This window comes from Pseudomonas sp. EA_65y_Pfl1_P113, from assembly GCF_963970525.1.
Lineage (GTDB): Bacteria > Pseudomonadota > Gammaproteobacteria > Pseudomonadales > Pseudomonadaceae > Aquipseudomonas > Aquipseudomonas tritici.
Genome location: NZ_CAXAQM010000018.1, coordinates 1 through 18,117, shown reverse-complemented (window position 1 = coordinate 18,117; position 18,117 = coordinate 1). Strand labels below are relative to the sequence as shown.

Here is an 18,117-nt window from a genome sequence, read left to right as displayed (position 1 = left end):
CATGCGCGCAGATGTGCTGATTGTCGGGGCCGGAATGGTCGGAAGCGCCCTGGCGCTGGCGTTGCAAGGCAGTGGCCTGCAGGTGCTGCTGCTCGACGGCAGCCCGCTGAGCGTCAAGCCTTTCGACCGCGAGGCCGCATTCGAACCCCGCGTGAGCGCCTTGTCGGCCGCCAGCCAGCGCATCCTCGAGCGCCTGGGGGTGTGGGACGGCATCGTGTCGCGCCGTGTCAGCCCTTATGGCGAGATGCAGGTGTGGGACGGCAGCGGCACCGGGCAGATCCACTTCTCGGCGGCCAGCGTGCATGCCGAGTTGCTGGGGCATATTGTCGAGAACCGCGTGGTTCAGGATGCCTTGCTCGACCGTCTGCACGACTGCGACCTGGGCCTGTTGGCCAACGCGCGTCTGGAGCAGATGCGCCGCTCCGGCGATGACTGGTTGCTGACCCTGGCCGATGGGCGCAAGTTGCGTGCGCCGTTGGTGGTTGCCGCCGATGGCGCCAACTCCGCCGTGCGCCGCCTGACCGGCACGGCGACCCGTGAATGGGATTACCTGCATAACGCCATCGTCACCAGCGTGCGTAGCAACGAGCCGCACCAGCGCACGGCGTGGCAACGCTTTACCGATACCGGCCCGCTGGCGTTCCTGCCGCTTGTGCGGGATGGGCAGGAGGATTGGTGCTCGATTGTCTGGTCGACCACGCCCGCTGAGTCTGAACGCCTGATGGCGCTGGATGATCAAAGCTTCTGCCGTGAACTGGAGCGGGCTTTTGAAGGCCGGTTGGGTGCGGTGCTGAGCGCCGACCCGCGCGTTTGTGTGCCGTTGCGCCAACGTCATGCCAAACGCTATGTGGCCGAAGGGTTGGCGTTGATCGGCGACGCGGCCCACGTCATCCATCCATTGGCGGGGCAGGGCGTGAACCTGGGCTTTCTTGACGCAGCGACACTGGCCGAAGTGCTGCTGTCGGCGACCGAGCGCGGTGAGCGCCTGGCGGATGTGAAGGTGCTGAGCCGCTACGAACGCCGACGCATGCCGCATAACCTAGCGTTGATGGCGGCGATGGAAGGCTTCGAGCGGCTGTTCCAGGCTGACCAACTACCGCTGCGCTGGTTGCGTAATGCCGGATTGAAGCTGGTCGACCAGATGCCCGAAGCCAAGGCCGTGTTTGTACGCCAGGCGCTGGGCCTGACCGGCGATCTTCCTGACCTGGCAAAACCCTGACATCGAAGCCCGGTCCCCTGTGGGATCGGACTTGCCCGCGAAGAGGCCATCAGCTCCACCGCAAAAAGTTGGCTATGCAACATCTGGTAACGCCTGCGGCAAGCACCACCAAATGTGAGTCCTTATCATTTGCCCTCTTTTCGCAAATGAGAGACCGCCCCCATGCTGGCACCCAAGCGCCTCCTGACTGCCCTGGCACTCACCCTGATCGGCAGCACCACCGTGCAGGCCGCCGACGAAGTGGTGGTCTACTCCTCGCGCATCGACGAACTGATCAAGCCAGTGTTCGACGCCTACACCCAGAAGACCGGCGTGCAGGTGAAGTTCATCACCGACAAGGAAGCCCCGCTGATGCAGCGCATCAAGGCCGAGGGCGAGAATGCCACCGCCGACCTGCTGCTCACCGTGGATGCCGGCAACCTCTGGCAGGCCGAGCAGATGGGCATCCTGCAACCGTTCACCTCAACGGTGATCGATAAGAATATTCCGCTGCAGTATCGCTCGTCGGCCCACGCCTGGACTGGCTTGAGCTTGCGCGCGCGGACTGTCGCCTATTCCACCGACCGGGTAAAACCGGGTGACCTCACCACTTACGAAGCCCTGGCCGACAAACAGTGGGAAGGCCGTCTGTGCCTGCGTACGGCGAAAAAGGTCTACAACCAGTCGCTGACTGCCACCCTTATCGAAACCCATGGCGCGGCCAAGACCGAAGAAATCGTCAAGGGGTGGGTCAACAACCTGTCCACCGACGTATTCTCCGATGACATCGCGGTGCTCGAAGCCATCAACGCCGGGCAGTGCGACGTAGGGATCGTCAACACCTACTACTACGGCCGCCTGCACAAGCAGAAGCCGGACCTGGCGGTAAAGCTGTTCTGGCCGAACCAGGGCGACCGTGGCGTGCATGTGAACCTGTCGGGTATTGGCCTGACCAAGCACGCGCCGCACCCGGAAGCCGCCAAGGCGCTGGTGGAGTGGATGACCACGCCTGAGGCGCAGAAGATCTTTGCCGACGTGAACCAGGAGTTCCCGGCGAACCCGGCGGTAGCGCCGTCGGCCGAAGTGGCATCCTGGGGTAAATTCGTGGCGGACACCTTGCCGGTGGAAGTGGCGGGCAAGCGTCAGGCTGAGGCGATTCGGTTGATGGATAGGGCTGGCTGGAACTAAATTTGTAAAACGCCGTAGATCGAAATGTGGGAGCGGGCTTGCTCGCGAAAGCGTCGTGTCAGTCGATGCATGTGTGACTGATACACTGCATTCGCGAGCAAGCCCGCTCCCGCATTGGTTAGCGGCGCCTTGAAAGTCTTTAATATTCTGAGAGTTTCTCATTGGCCCACCCCGCCCAACGCCGTTGGTACCTGCCAGTCTTCACCGTCGCTGCCCTGGTGCTGCTGCCGCTGAGCGTGATGTTGCTGTCCTGGCAGAGCATCGATGCGCAGATCTGGTCCCACCTCTGGGAAACCCAGATGCCGCGCCTGCTGGGCAACACCCTCACCCTGGTGTTGGGCGTCGGTGTCGGTGTGACCTTGTTGGGCGTCAGTCTGGCCTGGTTGACCAGCCTCTGCGAATTCCCCGGACGGCGCTGGCTCGATTGGGCGCTGATGTTGCCCTTCGCCATTCCCGCGTACGTGCTGGCTTTCGTGTTTGTGGGCCTGCTGGATTTTGCCGGCCCGGTGCAAACCCTGCTGCGCGAATGGTTCGGCAGCGGCCTGCGCCTGCCGCGCGTGCGCTCGACCAGTGGTGTGATCATCGTGCTGGTGCTGGTCTTTTACCCGTATGTGTATTTGCTGGCGCGCACGGCGTTCCTGGCCCAGGGCAAAGGCCTCATGGAAGCGGCGCGGGTGCTGGGGCAATCGCCATGGCGAGCGTTCTGGCACGTGGCCCTGCCCATGGCGCGGCCGGCGATTGGTGCCGGGGTGGCGTTGGCATTGATGGAGACGCTTGCGGATTTCGGTGCGGTCTCGGTGTTCAACTTCGATACATTCACCACCGCCATCTACAAGACCTGGTATGGCTTCTTCAGCCTTTCCAGCGCGGCACAGTTGGCCAGCCTGTTGCTGCTGGTGGTGATGTTGGTGCTGTACGGTGAACGTCGCGCACGCGGTGCCAGCCGGCCGAGTAATGAGCGGCCGCGGGGCAAGGCGCTGTATCACTTGCGTGGGCTCAAGGCAGCAGCGGCCAGTGGCTGGTGCGGGCTGGTGTTCGCCTGTGCGTTTGTCATCCCGATGCTGCAACTGGTCGTCTGGTTCTGGCAGCGCGGCCGCTTCGACTTGGATGAGCGCTATTCGGGCCTGATCGTCCACACGCTCTACTTGGGCGGCATGGCAGCGTTGATCACCGTAAGCGTGGCGTTGGTGCTGGCATTTGCCAACCGCCTGGCGCCGACCCGGGCGATCCGCTCCGGCATCAGCCTGGCCAATGTTGGCTATGCTTTGCCGGGCTCGGTACTGGCGGTATCGCTCATGTTGGCGTTCAGTTATCTGGATCGTGAGCTGGTGGTGCCGCTGTCTGGTTGGCTCGGTGGTGCGGGCAAGCCGTTGCTGCTGGGCAGCCTGTCGGCATTGGTGCTGGCTTACTTGGTGCGTTTCCTGGCGGTGGCCTATGGGCCGCTGGAAAACAGCCTGGCGCGCATCCGCCCGTCCTTGCCGGAAGCAGCACGCAGTCTGGGCGTCAGTGGCCCGCGACTGTTTTGCAAAGTGTATCTGCCGTTGTTGCTGCCGGGTACCTTGAGTGCAGCGCTGCTGGTGTTTGTCGACGTGCTCAAGGAAATGCCCGCCACCTTGCTGATGCGCCCGTTCGGCTGGGACACCCTGGCGGTTCGGATTTTCGAAATGACCAGCGAAGGCGAGTGGGCACGGGCCTCTTTGCCGGCGTTGACCCTGGTGCTGGTGGGCCTGTTACCGGTAATCGGGCTGATCCGACGCTCTGCCCGGCAAATCGGTTAGGTGCCAGTCCTACAGCTTGCAGCTACAATGCGCGGCATTCGGTGCGGCCCGTCTTTCGGGTCGAGTCGCTGGGCGTGGCTGCGGGCCTTGTAATTCAAGGTGTTTGGCACGAACGGCAACGCTGCGCACCTTCGCCACGCCCGGAAGGAGAAACCCATGGGACAGCGTACGCCTCTGTACGACCTACATCTCGCCCTCGGCGCGAAAATGGTCGATTTTGGCGGTTGGGATATGCCTCTGCACTACGGCTCGCAAGTTGAAGAACACCACCAGGTGCGACGCGACTGCGGGGTGTTCGATGTATCTCATATGACCGTGATCGATGTCAGCGGCCCCCAGGCCAAGGAATGGCTGCAGTATTTGCTGGCCAATGATGTCGAACGTCTGCATGGCTGCGGCCGTGCGTTGTACAGCGCCATGCTCAACGAAAAGGGCGGCGTGGTGGACGATATGATTGTCTACCGCACCGAGGACGCTTATCGGCTGGTGGTCAACGCAGCCACCCGCGATCAGGACATGGCGTGGATGCACGCGCAACTGGGCAATTACCAGGTGCAACTGCATGAGCGCCCTGAGTTGGCCATGCTCGCCATCCAAGGCCCCCATGCACGGCAGAAGATTGCCGAGCTGGTCACCCAGTCTCGCAGCATGCTGATTAACCAGCTCAAGCCCTTCGAAGGCCACGCCGATGGCGATTGGTTTATCGCGCGCACGGGCTACACCGGCGAAGATGGCCTGGAGATTGTCCTGCCTGCTGATCAGGCGCCAGGCTTTTTCAACGACCTGGTGGGCGCGGGGATTTCACCCATCGGTCTCGGCGCCCGGGATACCCTTCGCCTGGAGGCTGGCATGAACCTGTATGGTCAGGACATCCACCAGGACGTTTCGCCCCTGGCATCGAACATGGCCTGGAGTATTGCCTGGGAACCTGCCGAGCGAAATTTCATTGGTCGCACCGCGCTGGAAGCGGAAAAAGCGGCGGGTGTGCAGTTCAAACTGGTCGGGCTGGTACTGGAGGAACGCGGGGTTCTGCGTGCTCACCAGGTGGTTCGTATCGCCAATATTGGCGAAGGGGAGATCACCAGTGGTAGTTTCTCTCCTACGCTGAGCAAATCCATTGCCCTGGCGCGTGTACCGACGGCCACCGCCGATCGGGCCGAAGTGGAAATCCGCGGCAAGTGGTACCCGGTTCGAGTGGTCAAACCGACCTTCGTGCGCCATGGCAAGACCTTGATCTAACCTATTCCCGGCAGGCCGAAGGCCGCTGACATTACTTCTTGAGGACACAGACTATGAGCGATATCCCTGCCGACCTGCGTTTTGCCGAAAGCCACGAATGGGCACGCCTGGAAGCTGACGGCACCGTGACCGTCGGGATCTCCGACCATGCCCAGGAAGCGTTGGGTGATGTGGTGTTTGTTGAACTGGCTGAAGTTGGCGCTACGTTTGAAGCCGAAGGCCAGGCGGGGGTGGTTGAGTCGGTGAAGGCTGCTTCGGATATCTACGCCCCGGTTGCAGGCGAAGTGATTGCAGTCAATGAGGAGCTGAGCGGTAGCCCTGAACTGCTGAACTCCGACCCGTACGGCGCGTGGATCTTCAAGCTCAAGCCAAGCAACCCGAGTGATCTGGAAAAACTGCTGGATGCGGCCGGTTACAAAGCCGCCATCGGCGAGTAAACGCCAATAGCTGAAACAGCACAAACCAATGTGGGAGCTGCGCACCGCAGCTCCCACATTTGGTTGTGGTGAGCCAGATTTTTCAGCTCGCTTTCAAGACGGCCTTCACGGCTGCCACCGACCGCTCCACATCCGCCTCTGTCATCGCCGTAAACATCGGCAATGACACGATCAAACGCCCTACCTTTTCCGCCACCGGAAACATGCCTTCCTTGAACCCCTGCGCCCGATAAAGGCTTAGCAGATGGATCGGCGGGTAGTGATAGCCAATGCCGACGCCGCGGGCCTGCATCTGCTCCATGAATGTGGCGCGTGCCGGCAGACCGTCCTGACGCTCCGGCAGCACCAGTTGGAACAGGTGCCAGTTGCTGTTTTCGAAATCAGCCGGCGGCAGTTGCGCGCCGTATTGCGCTTCAAAGTCATCGCCAAAGCATTTGAAATAGTGCCGCGCCAGGTTCTGGCGGTGAGCGGTGATCTTTTCGATATGGGCAAACTGCCCCAAGCCGATGGCTGCGGCGATGTCGGTCATGTTGAACTTGCCACCCAGCACATCCACATCCAGGCCGTCGAAGCCTGTGCGGGTAACGCCTTGCAGGCGGTACTTTTCTGCCAGCCGCGCTTCTTCGGCATTGTTCAACACAAGGCAGCCGCCTTCGGAAGAGGTGATGTTCTTGTTGGCCTGGAAGCTGAACGACACAAAATCCCCGGTGGCGCCGATACGCTCGCCATCCCAGCTTGAACCCAGCGCTTGGGCAGCATCCTCGACGATACGCAGGTTGTACTTGTTGGCCAGTGCATACAGCATCGGCATGTCCAGGGGTAGGCCAGCGAGGTACACCGGGATGATAGCTTTGGTGCGCGGGGTAATCGCAGCCTCCACCTGGGCCAGGTCGATATTGCGGGTAATCGGGTCAATATCGGCAAACACTGGCGTAGCGCCGACTTCCAGGATCACGTTGGCCGTGGCAACCCAGGAGATCGGCGTGGTGATGACTTCATCGCCCGGCCCGATACCAGCAATGCGCAAGGCAATCTCCATGGTGCAGGTGCCCGAGTTGAAGGTGCGCACCGGGCGGCCGCCAAAGTATTCAGATAACTGAGCCTCAAATGCCTGCACTTTCGGCCCGCTGGTGATCCAGCCCGAGCGCAATACATCGCCAACCGCCGAGATGGTGGCTTCGTCAATGGTTGGTTTGGAAAACGGCAGGAAGGGCTGTTGGCTCATGACGACGAAGGCATCCGTTTCAGATTGGCGATGAGTAGGCGAGGTATCAGTACCGGCATGGTTGCACGGGCTGACTGAATATAGCCTGTCGTCCGTGAATGAATTGTCATACTGCGGGTTAAAACGGGGGCAATAAAATGCCGCTTCAGCAGCGGCATTTTTCAGAGCGATGAAATCACTCGGTAACGGCGTTTTTCGCGAGGATGGCGTTGGCCAGCTCCATATCCGTGGCCTGCAGGCCAGGGTTATCGGCGCGGACTTTCTGCATTGCGGCTTCCAGGTATGGGCCACGGATGCCGCCGTCGCTGGCAACAAAGCTGCCGGCGTCGTCTTGTGCGGCAACCACCAGCTTGTGGTCCTTGAACGTCAGGTACGTCGAGCCGGTAGTGGCGCCCGACGAGATGATATTGCGCCAGAAACTGTCGGCCATGGCTGAACCGACAGGGAGGGAAAGCACAGCAAGGGTTGCGACAGCATATTTGAGACGCATGATGGGTGACTCCGGTGGGTATCTGTGAATTATGATTGTAGATAGCCCAGCCGAGTTCCATCACTGACTAAACAGTTTCAACCTTTAACACCACGCCCTCCTGGCTGACCACCCGGACTTGGGCGCCTATAGGGCTGTCCGGGCCGGTCACCATCCACACGCCATCGCCGACCTTCACTTTGCCCCGGCCGTCCACGATCGCCTGATGCACGATAAAGGTGCGGCCGATAAACGCCGAGCCACGTTCGTTCAGCCCGGGCTGGTCACTCGCCTTGGCGCTGCTGCGCTGACGCTTCCACCAATACACTGCGGTCAGGATCGACAACACGGCAAACAGTAGCAACTGCCACTCCAGCCCCAGGGGCGGCACCAGGAATTTGATCACGCCCACGGCAGCCGCTGCGATACCCATCCACAACAGATACCCACCGGCGCCAAATACTTCAAGGATCAACAGCACCGTCCCCAGTGCCAGCCAATCCCAGAACGACAAATGCTGCAGGAAATCCCACATGGTGCTGGCCTCAGCCTTTCTTGTTGTCGAACGTTGCCTTGACGATCTCGCCGATACCGCCGACCGCACCGATCACCTGGCTGGCTTCCAGCGGCATCAGGATGACCTTGCTGTTGTTGGCCGACGCCAGCTTGCCCAGGGCGTCGATGTATTTTTGCGCGACGAAGTAGTTGACGGCTTGAACGTTACCGGTGGCGATCGCCTCGGAAACGACTTGAGTCGCACGAGCCTCAGCTTCAGCCTGACGCTCACGGGCTTCAGACTCCAGGAACGCAGCTTGGCGCCCACCTTCGGCCTCAAGAATTTGTGCCTGCTTCTTGCCTTCGGCTGTCAGGATCGCCGACGCCCGCAGGCCTTCGGCCTCCAGGATCTGCGCACGCTTGATCCGCTCGGCTTTCATCTGGCCCGACATTGCTGCCATCAGGTCGGCGGGTGGGCTGATGTCCTTGATCTCGATACGGGTGATCTTGATGCCCCATGGCGCGGTAGCTTCATCAACGGTGCGCAACAGTTTTTCGTTGATACCGTCACGCTGGCTGAGCATGGCGTCCAGCTCCATGGAGCCGAGCACAGTACGGATATTGGTTTGCAGCAGGTTGCGGATGGCGTGTTCGAGGTTATTGACCTCATAAGCCGCCTGGGCGGTGTTGACCACCTGGAAGAAGCACACGGCGTCGATCTGCACGGCGGCGTTGTCGGCTGTGATCACTTCCTGGGGCGGGATGTCCAGCACGCTTTCCATCACGTTGATCTTGCGACCAATGCGGTCCATGACCGGGATGATGATGTTCAGGCCAGGTTTGAGGGTGTTGGTGTAGCGGCCAAAACGCTCGACCGTCCACTGGTACCCTTGGGGTACGACCTTGAAGCCCATGAGCAGGATGGCGATGGCCAGGCCCACAAAAAGAAGCAGTACGGTTCCGATCTGCATAGCGATTCCCTATCTGATGGTGTCAGTGAAACGACGTTCGGCCGATTGTAACGGTGTTGTCACCGATAAGAACGGTTTCACCGCGTAACAAACAAAGGATTTGTTACCGAATCCCCAGGGGTCACCCGCAATACTTCCGCCATGGTGGTCAGCCCCGCTTCGATTTTTTGCATACCCGCGCTGCGCAGGCTGCACATGCCTTGTGCAACCGCTGCCTGGCGCAGGGCCTGCACGTCGGCGCCGGGCGTGATCAGCGCCTTGAGTTCTTCGTTCAATACCATGATTTCGTAAACGCCGGCTCGCCCCCGAAAACCACTGTTTCGGCATTCAACGCACCCGACGGCCTCATGAACCTCACCCAGCGCACGTTTGCAGTGAGGGCACAAAACCCGCACCAACCGCTGCGCCATTACGCCGAGCAAGGTGGCCTTGATCAAATAGTGAGCAATGCCTAGCTCCTGCAAGCGGCTGATAGCGCTGGGTGCATCGTTGGTATGCAGTGTGGATAGCACCAAGTGCCCGGTCAGCGCGGCCTGGATCGCCATTTCAGCGGTTTCCTGGTCGCGGATTTCACCGATCATGATGATGTCCGGGTCCTGGCGCAGCAGGGCGCGGATGGCGCTGGCAAAGGTCAGGTCGATGTTGTGTTGCACCTGCATCTGGTTGAACGCGGGTTCGACCATCTCGATCGGGTCTTCCACGGTGCACAGGTTGACCTCCCGGGTCGCCAGTTGCCTGAGCGTGGTGTACAGGGTGCTGGTCTTGCCCGAACCCGTAGGGCCGGTGACCAGGATGATGCCGTTGGCCTGGCCAGTCATGGCGAGCCAGCGTTGTTGGTCCTCACTGGACAGGCCTAACTGGTCAAAGCCCTTGAGCAGCACCTGAGGGTCGAAAATCCGCATCACCAGTTTCTCGCCAAATGCTGTCGGCAGGGTGGAAAGACGCAGCTCGACTTCCGCCCCCGCCGGGCTTTTGGTTTTGACCCGGCCATCCTGTGGCCTGCGTTTTTCCGCCACGTTCATGCGGCCCAGGCTCTTCAGGCGGCTGACCACGGCCATCGTGACCTGGGGCGGAAACTGATAGACGTCATGCAGCAGCCCATCGATGCGAAAGCGCACACGGCCCTGTTCACGGCACGGTTCAATATGGATATCACTGGCGCGCTGGGCAAAGGCGTACTGCAGCAGCCAGTCGACGATATTGACGATATGCGCGTCGTTGGCATCAGGCTCCTGGTCGCTGGCGCCAAGGTTGAGCAGGTCCACATGGCCAGGCGCCGCGACCTTTTGATCGGCGCCGCTGACGGACTTCGCCAGCCGGTAAAACTCGCCGATACAGCGGGCGATGTCCTGGGGGTTGGCGACCACTCGCTTGATCGAGCGCTTGAGCACCTGGGCGAGCCCAGCTTCCCAACTGGTGACGTGGGGCTGGGCGCTGGCGACGGTGACGGTCTGTGCGTCCACCGCCACCGCCAGTATGGCGTGGCGTTGAGCGAAGGCGTGGGACATCAGCGGCACGACCGTCCCCACGTCGATCTTCAACGGGTCGATACGCAAATAAGGTTGCCCTGCATGCTGGGCAAGCCATTCGGTGAGGGTTTCCAGGTTGGGGCCAAGGGCTGCGATGCTTTCCAAGGGATGCTGGGTGTTACTGGCCGGTAGCGCCGACAAGCGTTGCGCAACCTCGGGTGTGATCAGTTTTCCGTCGACCAAAGCCGGCAACAGTTGATGCAATTCCAAACGTTGGTCAACGAGCATGAAGGTTTTCCTGGGGGCAGTGGGCGTAAATCCCAGGCTAGCCAGCCCCTGAATATTTGCCTCCCAGGGTGTATTGCAGCTTTTTACCGAGCGCCCGCCACCATCGTTTGAAGCCCCGTAGAGTCCGCCGACCACACATCCAACTCGCACACGTTGATCAGGTTTCGAATCTTTTCACCGATCACCTGGGCGCGGTGCCAGCTCAGGCCGTCCATCACGATACCGATGTTCAGCACGTCATCCTCCCTGTTCACTGTGACGTGTCGCGGTGTCAAAAACTGCAGCGCGAAATAGTTGAGCACTCGGCACAGCGCATCCGGCTCCGCCTCGGCGACGATCTGGTAATGCGCCTGGCAATGGGCGTTGTTGGTGGCCCACGCATCGGCGCGAGTGACAGGGTGAGTGGTTTCGACGCCGTGCATGGGAAAGCTCCAGATTTGACTGGAGAAATTTTTACATTCGCCGTGGGAGATTTTTTATCTAAGATGAGCCTGTTTTGCGAATAATCGAATCAATCAATTCAAGATAAGCACCTTGGAAGGTATTTATATGCACAGCGAGCTGGACGCCTACGACCGCCGTATCCTGGCCCTGCTGCAAGAAGACGCGTCGCTCTCCAGTGCGCAAATTGCCGAGCAGGTGGGCCTGTCCCAGTCGCCGTGCTGGCGGCGCATCCAGCGGCTCAAGGAAGAGGGGGTGATCCGCGGCCAGGTCACCTTGCTCGATCGCAAGAAGATCGGTCTCAACACGCAGATATTCGCCGAGGTCAAACTCAACGCCCACGGCCGTTCCAACTTCACTGAGTTCACCGACGCGATTCGCGGCTTTCCGCAAGTGCTGGAATGTTATGTGCTGATGGGGGCGGTGGATTTTCTGTTGCGAATTGTCACTTCGGACATTGAAGCGTATGAGCGGTTTTTCTTCGAGAAGCTGTCGATGGTGCCGGGGATTCAGGAGGTCAATTCGATTGTGGCGCTATCCGAGATCAAGTCCACGACCAGCCTGCCAGTATTGCGCTGACCTTGTGGGAACGGGGTTGCTCGCGAAAGCAGCGTGTCAGTCACCGAATGTGTTTCTGATCCACTGCTTTCGCGAGCCAGCCCGCTCCCACACTTTGACCGAGGCGTCCTTTGAATTACAGACGCAGCAAAGTCTTCCAGGCACGGTTCTGATACACCGCAATCGCCTGATGCATCCGCGCATCCAGCGACTCATCGGTGATCGGCTGATTGGCCAGTTGCGCCAACTTGTTCAGCTCGCCATACAGGCGGTCCAGCTCCAGAAGGTCGACCACGTTACGCGCATGGTGCAGCCAGGCCTGGATGCGTTCGATACGCGGCAGTTGCTCAGCCAGGTCTTCCGGTTGCTGCTGGTAGCGCGGCAATTGCAGGGCGACTGCATCGTCGGCCAGCAGGCGTGGCAGCCAGTTGGTGATTTGCGCAGCGCCCTGGCGGTTGCCACGCACATTGCGGTCGGCGGTCCAGGTGCGAGCCAGCAGCCAGCGCGAGGCGTTCAGTGAGAACTGGCCCCAGCGCAGGTCTTCCAACTCTTCGGCGAACTGCTCAGGCGCAGCTTTGCGGATGTCTTCATCGTCGTCACCGGCTTGTACCAGTGGGCGCCAGTCTTCCAGCAGGGCATCGAGTGCGCTGCGCAGTTCGCTGGTGGATTGACGCGGTGCGGCCTGGCCGAGGCTGCCGATCAGGGCGCGCAGTTCGCCGAGGGTGTCGACCCAGTCTTGCAACAGGCGCCAGTGGCCATTGAAACGGTATTGCTCGGCCAGGCGTTGGCTGCTGCCGAGCAGGTGCCACATGATCGCAGCGAAGGCATCGTCCAACGGCATTTCGGCGTGGATCTGCGGCGCTGGCAGGCTCAACGAGTAGCTGCTGGCGTCATACAAGCGGTAGCCACGCTCGGCCTTGCTGATGTCGCAAGGCATCAGCGCCAGGGTCGCGGCCAGCTCGGCGGCGAGTTCCAGCAGGGCAGCCGGTTCGCCTTCGCGCAGTTCCAGTTCCAGCTCGCAGATTTCTTCTTTCTGCTTCCCAACCACCACGTGTCCCAGGTCCAAAGCGGCTTCGATCACCACCTTGGCTTTGCCACGGCCCCAGGCGATTTCGGCGCGTTCACGCACAAAGTCGGTGGTGAAGATCGGCTTGAGGGTCTTTTTGTCCAGCTCGGCCAGTTGCTCGGGCCAGCATTCGCCGTCGAGTTTCTTCACGTCGAGCTTGGCTTTGGGCAGGTCCCAGTTGTATTCGTTACGTTCCGACAAGCCGGCGACGCTCTGACCGCGGGTCTTGAGGGTCTGGATGATATCGTCACCGTCCTTGCGCAGGCGCAGGGCGACTTTGGCCTGGGCCAGGTCGCGTTCGGGGGTGTCGAAATACTGGTTCATCAACTCACGGCGTTCCCAGCCACTTTTGTTGCGTTTTTTCAGTAGCGGGTGCTCACGCAGCGCGGCGAGTGTTTCGCGGCTGACGCGGAGCTTGATTTCGGTTTCTTTCTGCATGGCCGGAAAATCCAGGATCGGGAGCGCAGCCGGGAAAAAGAGTGGCTGCCAAGGTCGTGCAGTGTACAGGACTGAGCCCGGCAACGTGCCGCAACGGTTTATTGTGTCGTGCAGATGCCTTTATAGTGGGACTCATCCGGGAAGTTGGGAGACCGCGAATGCCATTACCGTCCATGAAAGAGCAATTCGCCGCATTGGTTGCCGCGCCGTCGGTCAGTTGCACCCAAGCGTCTCTCGACCAGACCAACCGCCCGGTGATCGACCTGCTTGCCACCTGGCTGGGCGATTTGGGTTTCGCCATTGACATCCAGCAGGTCAGCCCTGGCAAATTCAACCTGCTCGCCAGTTTCGGCAGCGGCCCCGGTGGCCTGGTGTTGGCCGGCCATAGTGATACCGTTCCTTATGACGCCGCGCTGTGGAAGACTGATCCGCTCAAACTGACGGAAGTCGACGGCCGCTGGGTAGGACTGGGCAGTTGTGACATGAAGGGCTTTTTTGCTCTGGCGATTGAGGCGGTGCTGCCGCTACTGGATCAACCGTTCAAGCAACCGCTGCTGATTCTCGCCACCTGCGATGAAGAAAGTTCCATGTCCGGCGCCCGCGCGCTGGCCGAGGCAGGGCGCCCGTTGGGCCGCGCGGCGGTGATCGGTGAACCGACCGGGCTCAAGCCGATCCGCCTGCACAAAGGCGTGATGATGGAGCGCATCGACATCCTCGGCCAGAGTGGCCATTCGTCGGACCCAAGCCTGGGCCACAGCGCCCTCGAAGCCATGCATGACGCCATGGGCGAACTGCGCGGGCTGCGCCTGGCCTGGCAACGTGAGTACCGCAATCCGCAATTCAGCGTGCCACAGCCGACCCTGAATTTTGGCTGCATCCATGGCGGGGACAACCCTAACCGCATCTGCGGCCAGTGCTCCCTGGAGTTCGACCTGCGGCCCTTGCCGGGCATGGACCCGCAGGTGTTGCGCGCGGCTATCCGGCACAAGCTTGAACCCTTGGCCGAGCGGCACAAGGTCAAGATCGACTACGCGCCGTTGTTCCCCGAAGTGCCGCCGTTTGAGCAAGCCGAAGACGCCGAGCTGGTGCGGGTTGCGCAACGATTGACCGGTCATCGTGCTGAAGCAGTGGCGTTCGGCACCGAAGCGCCTTATCTTCAGCGCCTTGGTTGTGAAACCCTGGTACTTGGCCCTGGCGACATCGCTTGCGCCCATCAGCCGGGCGAGTACCTCGAAATGTCACGCTTGACGCCTACAGTGCGTCTATTGCGGGAACTGATCGAACATTACTGCCTGAAACCTGCATAAATTAACCTCTGCCCATTCGTACATAAGGAGAGTGAGCGTGTCGCCAAGCCTGTTCCGACGATAACCATCAGCCCGCTGTGCGCTTTCACGATTCATCCTTTTTCGGCTGCTTTTTATTACAGGCCCAGGTTCTATGCCCGACTACGTTAATTGGCTTCGTCACGCGTCCCCTTACATCAACGCCCACCGCGACTGCACTTTTGTAGTCATGCTGCCCGGCGATGGTGTGGAGCATCCGAACTTCGGTAATATCGTCCACGACCTGGTGCTGCTTCACAGCCTGGGGGTGCGACTGGTGCTGGTGCACGGTTCGCGCCCGCAGATCGAAGTGCGCCTCGAAGCGCGTGGCCTGACCCCTACTTACCACGAAGGCATGCGCATCACCGATGCGGCGACGCTGGAGTGTGTGATCGACGCGGTCGGCCACCTGCGTATCGCCATTGAAGCGCGCCTGTCGATGGACATGGCCTCGTCGCCGATGCAGGGCTCGCGCCTGCGCGTGACCAGCGGCAACTTCGTGACCGCGCGCCCTATCGGCGTATTGGATGGCGTGGACTATCACCACACCGGCGAAGTGCGCCGGGTCGACCGCAAGGGTATTAATCGCCTGCTGGACGAGCGCTCCATCGTGCTGTTGTCGCCGCTGGGGTATTCGCCCACTGGTGAGATCTTCAACCTGGCCTGCGAAGACGTCGCTACTCGCGCCGCCATCGACTTGGGTGCCGACAAGCTGCTGCTGTTCGGCGCCGACTTGGGCCTGATCGATGAAAATGGTCGCCTGGTGCGCGAACTGCGCCCGCAACAAGTGCCGGCCCACCTGCAGCGCCTGGGCAGCAACTACCAGGCCGAATTACTCGACGCCGCCGCAGAAGCCTGCCGGGGTGGAGTAGGGCGCAGCCATATCGTCAGCTACGCCGAAGACGGCGCTTTGCTCACCGAGCTGTTTACCCGTGACGGCGGCGGTACGCTGGTGGCCCAGGAGCAATTTGAACTGGTGCGCGAAGCGGCGATTGAAGACGTGGGCGGCTTGCTCGACCTGATCAGCCCGTTGGAAGAGCAGGGCATCCTGGTGCGCCGTTCGCGGGAAGTGCTGGAGCGTGAGATCGAGCAGTTCAGCGTGGTGGAACGCGAGGGCATGATCATCGCTTGTGCAGCGCTGTATCAGATCGCAGATTCGGATGCAGGTGAGCTGGCGTGCCTGGCAGTGAACCCGGAATATCGCCACGGCGCGCGGGGTGATGTGTTGTTGGAGCGCATCGAAACCCGAGCGCGGGCGCAAGGGTTGAAGACATTATTTGTCCTCACCACCCGCACCGCCCACTGGTTCCGTGAGCGCGGTTTTGTGCCCAGCAGCGTGGACCGTCTGCCCTCGGCGCGGGCTTCGCTGTACAACTATCAGCGTAATTCGAAGATTTTTGAGAAGGCCTTGTAGGCCCGATTTCGGCGGTCAAGCAGGTCAAAGTGTGAGAGGGGGGGCTTGCTCCCGATGGCGGAGTGTCAGTCGATAGTACTTGACTGGCTCACCGCTATCGGGAGCAAGCCCCTTCTCATTTCTATCACTTCAGAAGTATTGATCAGAGCCGATACGATGGCAGGCACACCGTTAAATCAGCGGCTTTGACATCAAAAGAAAGTATTAGAGATACAAAAACTGTAACAAATTGACGGGAGGATGTGCGTTTCGCCATCATGGCGTCGCTTTTTTGATCGTGAGTGACGTATGAAAACGTACAGTCAGACTAAACGGTCTAAAAGTGCGCTGGTAAATACCCTTTAGGAATAGCTTTTGTAACGTTCAGCCAACGTAGGCTGGCTCGTATCACGAAAACTTTTATTCCTTAATCGTATAAAAAAGAATGAAGCAATTCTTTTTGGGTGTATGGAAAACTCATTACCCTGCAGGGACCAAATCAACTGCGATTAGGCGAAGGTAGTAGACACACAAGGTTACGATTGACTTGTCAGTCACTATGCGGTGCTAATCGCGCATCTGTGGATCGAGGGCGTCAGACCCGAGACCAAAGAACTACAAAAATTAGAAACGAGAGGAGCGGTACATGAAGAAGTCCACCTTGGCTTTGGCTGTAGCTTTGGGCGCCATCGCCCAGCACGCAGGCGCTGCCGGTTTTATCGAAGACAGCAAGGCAAGCGTCAGTTCCCGAACGTTGTATTTTGATGGCGATGCGCGTGATGGCGGCGCGGATCAGCGCGAAACAGCCACAGGCTTGAAGTTCAACTACCAGTCTGGTTTCACTCAAGGCGTGGTTGGGTTTGGGATTGATGCACAGGCGCTGGTGGGTTTCCACCTGGACGGCGGTCGTGGCCATCACCCAAACAGCAACTCCTTCGTTCCAAGCGATACCGACGGCTCTGCCGTAAGCAGCTGGAGCAGCGCGAGCGCCAACGTCAAGGCCCGCTTCTCCAAGACTGAAGCGCATTTGGGTGGCGCACTGGCTCCAAACCTGCCGATCCTGATTGCAAGCGACGGCCGTCTGCTTCCTCAAACCTTTGAAGGCGGCACCATCACCTCCAAAGAAATCGACAATGTGACCTTCAACGCCGGTCAACTTGAGCACGCCACTGGCCGTGCTTCGAGCAACAGCACCGGTTTGGCTGTCAACGGCGGTTCGAAGGAAAGCAACCAGTTCCGTTTTGGTGGCGCTGACTGGAAGGTCACCAAAGACCTGACCCTGCAGTACTACTACTCGAATCTGGAAGACTACTACAAGCAGCAGTTCCTCGGTCTGGTGCACGTTTACCCAATCAGCGAAGGTCAATCGTTCAAGACCGATTTGCGCTACTTCGACAGCAGCTCCGATGGCAAGAATGGTCAAGCTGGGTACCGCTTCAACAACAACGGTGGCTACGCTAAGAACACTGGCGAGGTTGATAACAAAACCTGGAGTGCCATGTTCACCTACGCCTTGGGTGGCAGTGCTTTCATGGTCGGCCATCAGCGCGTCAACGATGACGGCGGTTTTGTTTGGCTGAACCAAGGTAGCGTTGTTAACGGTAGCGGCGGTAGCGAGGGTGCTGGTGGTTCAAGCTTCTATCTGTTCACCGACAGCATGATCAACTCCTTCGTTCGCGCGGGTGAAAACACTACCTTCGGTCAATACTCGTATGACTTCGCTGCGCTGGGTGTTCCAGGTCTGAAAACCTCGATTGCCTATCTGCACGGTGACAACATCAAAGCCAGCAACGGCAGCGGTGATCAATCCGAGTGGGAACGCGACATGCGTATCGACTACACCGTTCAGCAAGGCGCGCTTAAGGGCTTCGGTACCACGCTGCGCCACGGTGCTTATCGTGGTAGCGGTACAGGCATCCAGGACCAGGATCAGACCCGTCTGATCTTCAACTACACTTATAGCTTCCTGTAAGACTAAGTGAAGTAGTTGAAAAAAAACCTCGCGCTCGCGCGTAATGCTGTTCACTTAAGCGGAGCAGCCTTACGATTCACCGGAAACCGGGTCTTTGATATCTTCACCGTCCTGGGTCTCGAAGGCCTTGGACGGTGGTTCAGAAACATCCCTCCAACACCCGCCCT

At 59.9% G+C, this 18,117-nt stretch carries 16 protein-coding genes; 9 read left to right on the top strand and 7 right to left on the bottom strand.

The window, feature by feature from the left end:
- The first annotated feature begins 1 nt into the window (after position 1).
- From AACY52_RS17220 to gcvH, 5 genes are all read left to right on the top strand, one after another.
- Positions 2–1,219 carry a 2-octaprenyl-3-methyl-6-methoxy-1,4-benzoquinol hydroxylase gene (locus tag AACY52_RS17220; RefSeq protein WP_339415451.1) on the top strand — a complete coding sequence of 406 codons (1,218 nt, stop codon included), beginning with the start codon at positions 2–4 and terminating at the stop codon, positions 1,217–1,219.
- A gap of 162 nt (positions 1,220–1,381) precedes the next feature.
- Complete coding sequence (locus tag AACY52_RS17215) at positions 1,382–2,386, top strand: extracellular solute-binding protein (protein ID WP_339415178.1); 1,005 nt, start codon at positions 1,382–1,384, stop codon at positions 2,384–2,386.
- A gap of 161 nt (positions 2,387–2,547) precedes the next feature.
- Positions 2,548–4,164 carry an iron ABC transporter permease gene (locus AACY52_RS17210; RefSeq protein WP_339415179.1) on the top strand — a complete coding sequence of 539 codons (1,617 nt, stop codon included), beginning with the start codon at positions 2,548–2,550 and terminating at the stop codon, positions 4,162–4,164.
- A gap of 156 nt (positions 4,165–4,320) precedes the next feature.
- On the top strand, positions 4,321–5,403 hold the full coding sequence (gene gcvT / locus AACY52_RS17205; RefSeq protein ID WP_339415180.1) for a glycine cleavage system aminomethyltransferase GcvT: 1,083 nt from the start codon (positions 4,321–4,323) through the stop codon (positions 5,401–5,403).
- A gap of 53 nt (positions 5,404–5,456) precedes the next feature.
- Entirely contained in the window at positions 5,457–5,840 is a 384-nt protein-coding gene (gene gcvH / locus AACY52_RS17200; RefSeq protein WP_339415181.1) for a glycine cleavage system protein GcvH, read from the top strand.
- 82 nt (positions 5,841–5,922) lie between these two features.
- Here the strand turns inward: gcvH and AACY52_RS17195 are convergent, their stop codons facing one another.
- The 6 genes from AACY52_RS17195 to AACY52_RS17170 form a co-directional block, all read right to left on the bottom strand.
- Positions 5,923–7,065 (bottom strand): DegT/DnrJ/EryC1/StrS aminotransferase family protein, encoded by a 1,143-nt coding sequence (locus tag AACY52_RS17195; RefSeq protein WP_339415182.1) that lies wholly within the window; start codon positions 7,063–7,065, stop codon positions 5,923–5,925.
- A gap of 175 nt (positions 7,066–7,240) precedes the next feature.
- Positions 7,241–7,555 carry a DUF2388 domain-containing protein gene (locus AACY52_RS17190; protein ID WP_339415183.1) on the bottom strand — a complete coding sequence of 105 codons (315 nt, stop codon included), beginning with the start codon at positions 7,553–7,555 and terminating at the stop codon, positions 7,241–7,243.
- Between the two features lie 67 nt (positions 7,556–7,622).
- The gene (locus tag AACY52_RS17185; RefSeq protein ID WP_339415184.1) at positions 7,623–8,069 is read right to left on the bottom strand and encodes an NfeD family protein; all 447 of its coding nucleotides are present in this window, start codon (positions 8,067–8,069) and stop codon (positions 7,623–7,625) included.
- 10 nt (positions 8,070–8,079) lie between these two features.
- Positions 8,080–9,000, bottom strand: coding sequence for an SPFH domain-containing protein (locus tag AACY52_RS17180; RefSeq protein WP_339415185.1), 921 nt, complete (start codon positions 8,998–9,000; stop codon positions 8,080–8,082).
- 77 nt (positions 9,001–9,077) lie between these two features.
- Positions 9,078–10,757, bottom strand: a complete 1,680-nt coding sequence (locus AACY52_RS17175; RefSeq protein ID WP_339415186.1) for a GspE/PulE family protein — start codon at positions 10,755–10,757, stop codon at positions 9,078–9,080.
- 83 nt (positions 10,758–10,840) lie between these two features.
- Positions 10,841–11,179: a hypothetical protein gene (locus AACY52_RS17170; RefSeq protein WP_339415187.1), complete on the bottom strand. Its 339-nt coding sequence runs from the start codon at positions 11,177–11,179 to the stop codon at positions 10,841–10,843.
- Positions 11,180–11,306: 127 nt separating this feature from the next.
- Between AACY52_RS17170 and AACY52_RS17165 the strand changes: the two genes are divergently transcribed.
- Positions 11,307–11,777, top strand: a complete 471-nt coding sequence (locus AACY52_RS17165) for an Lrp/AsnC family transcriptional regulator (protein ID WP_339415188.1) — start codon at positions 11,307–11,309, stop codon at positions 11,775–11,777.
- Between the two features lie 115 nt (positions 11,778–11,892).
- Here AACY52_RS17165 and AACY52_RS17160 read toward each other — a convergent pair whose 3' ends face one another.
- On the bottom strand, positions 11,893–13,260 hold the full coding sequence (locus AACY52_RS17160; protein ID WP_339415189.1) for a CYTH domain-containing protein: 1,368 nt from the start codon (positions 13,258–13,260) through the stop codon (positions 11,893–11,895).
- 158 nt (positions 13,261–13,418) lie between these two features.
- Here AACY52_RS17160 and argE point away from each other — a divergent pair, with 158 nt between their 5' ends.
- From argE to AACY52_RS17145, 3 genes are all read left to right on the top strand, one after another.
- Complete coding sequence (argE, locus tag AACY52_RS17155) at positions 13,419–14,567, top strand: acetylornithine deacetylase (protein ID WP_339415190.1); 1,149 nt, start codon at positions 13,419–13,421, stop codon at positions 14,565–14,567.
- Positions 14,568–14,700: 133 nt separating this feature from the next.
- A complete protein-coding gene (gene argA, locus AACY52_RS17150; RefSeq protein ID WP_065891333.1) occupies positions 14,701–15,999 on the top strand; it encodes an amino-acid N-acetyltransferase in 1,299 nt (432 codons plus the stop codon).
- A 625-nt stretch (positions 16,000–16,624) separates the two neighbouring features.
- Positions 16,625–17,950 carry an OprD family outer membrane porin gene (locus AACY52_RS17145; RefSeq protein ID WP_339456532.1) on the top strand — a complete coding sequence of 442 codons (1,326 nt, stop codon included), beginning with the start codon at positions 16,625–16,627 and terminating at the stop codon, positions 17,948–17,950.
- Positions 17,951–18,117: the final 167 nt, after the last annotated feature.

Coding starts and splice junctions, on each gene's coding strand:
- AACY52_RS17220 (WP_339415451.1), top strand. CDS start 2: ATGCGCGCAGATGTGCTGATTGTCGGGGCCGGAATGGTCGGAAGCGCC.
- AACY52_RS17215 (WP_339415178.1), top strand. CDS start 1,382: ATGCTGGCACCCAAGCGCCTCCTGACTGCCCTGGCACTCACCCTGATC.
- gcvT (WP_339415180.1), top strand. CDS start 4,321: ATGGGACAGCGTACGCCTCTGTACGACCTACATCTCGCCCTCGGCGCG.
- gcvH (WP_339415181.1), top strand. CDS start 5,457: ATGAGCGATATCCCTGCCGACCTGCGTTTTGCCGAAAGCCACGAATGG.
- AACY52_RS17195 (WP_339415182.1), bottom strand. CDS start 7,065: ATGAGCCAACAGCCCTTCCTGCCGTTTTCCAAACCAACCATTGACGAA.
- AACY52_RS17190 (WP_339415183.1), bottom strand. CDS start 7,555: ATGCGTCTCAAATATGCTGTCGCAACCCTTGCTGTGCTTTCCCTCCCT.
- AACY52_RS17185 (WP_339415184.1), bottom strand. CDS start 8,069: ATGTGGGATTTCCTGCAGCATTTGTCGTTCTGGGATTGGCTGGCACTG.
- AACY52_RS17180 (WP_339415185.1), bottom strand. CDS start 9,000: ATGCAGATCGGAACCGTACTGCTTCTTTTTGTGGGCCTGGCCATCGCC.
- AACY52_RS17175 (WP_339415186.1), bottom strand. CDS start 10,757: ATGCTCGTTGACCAACGTTTGGAATTGCATCAACTGTTGCCGGCTTTG.
- AACY52_RS17170 (WP_339415187.1), bottom strand. CDS start 11,179: ATGCACGGCGTCGAAACCACTCACCCTGTCACTCGCGCCGATGCGTGG.
- AACY52_RS17165 (WP_339415188.1), top strand. CDS start 11,307: ATGCACAGCGAGCTGGACGCCTACGACCGCCGTATCCTGGCCCTGCTG.
- AACY52_RS17160 (WP_339415189.1), bottom strand. CDS start 13,260: ATGCAGAAAGAAACCGAAATCAAGCTCCGCGTCAGCCGCGAAACACTC.
- argE (WP_339415190.1), top strand. CDS start 13,419: ATGCCATTACCGTCCATGAAAGAGCAATTCGCCGCATTGGTTGCCGCG.
- argA (WP_065891333.1), top strand. CDS start 14,701: ATGCCCGACTACGTTAATTGGCTTCGTCACGCGTCCCCTTACATCAAC.
- AACY52_RS17145 (WP_339456532.1), top strand. CDS start 16,625: ATGAAGAAGTCCACCTTGGCTTTGGCTGTAGCTTTGGGCGCCATCGCC.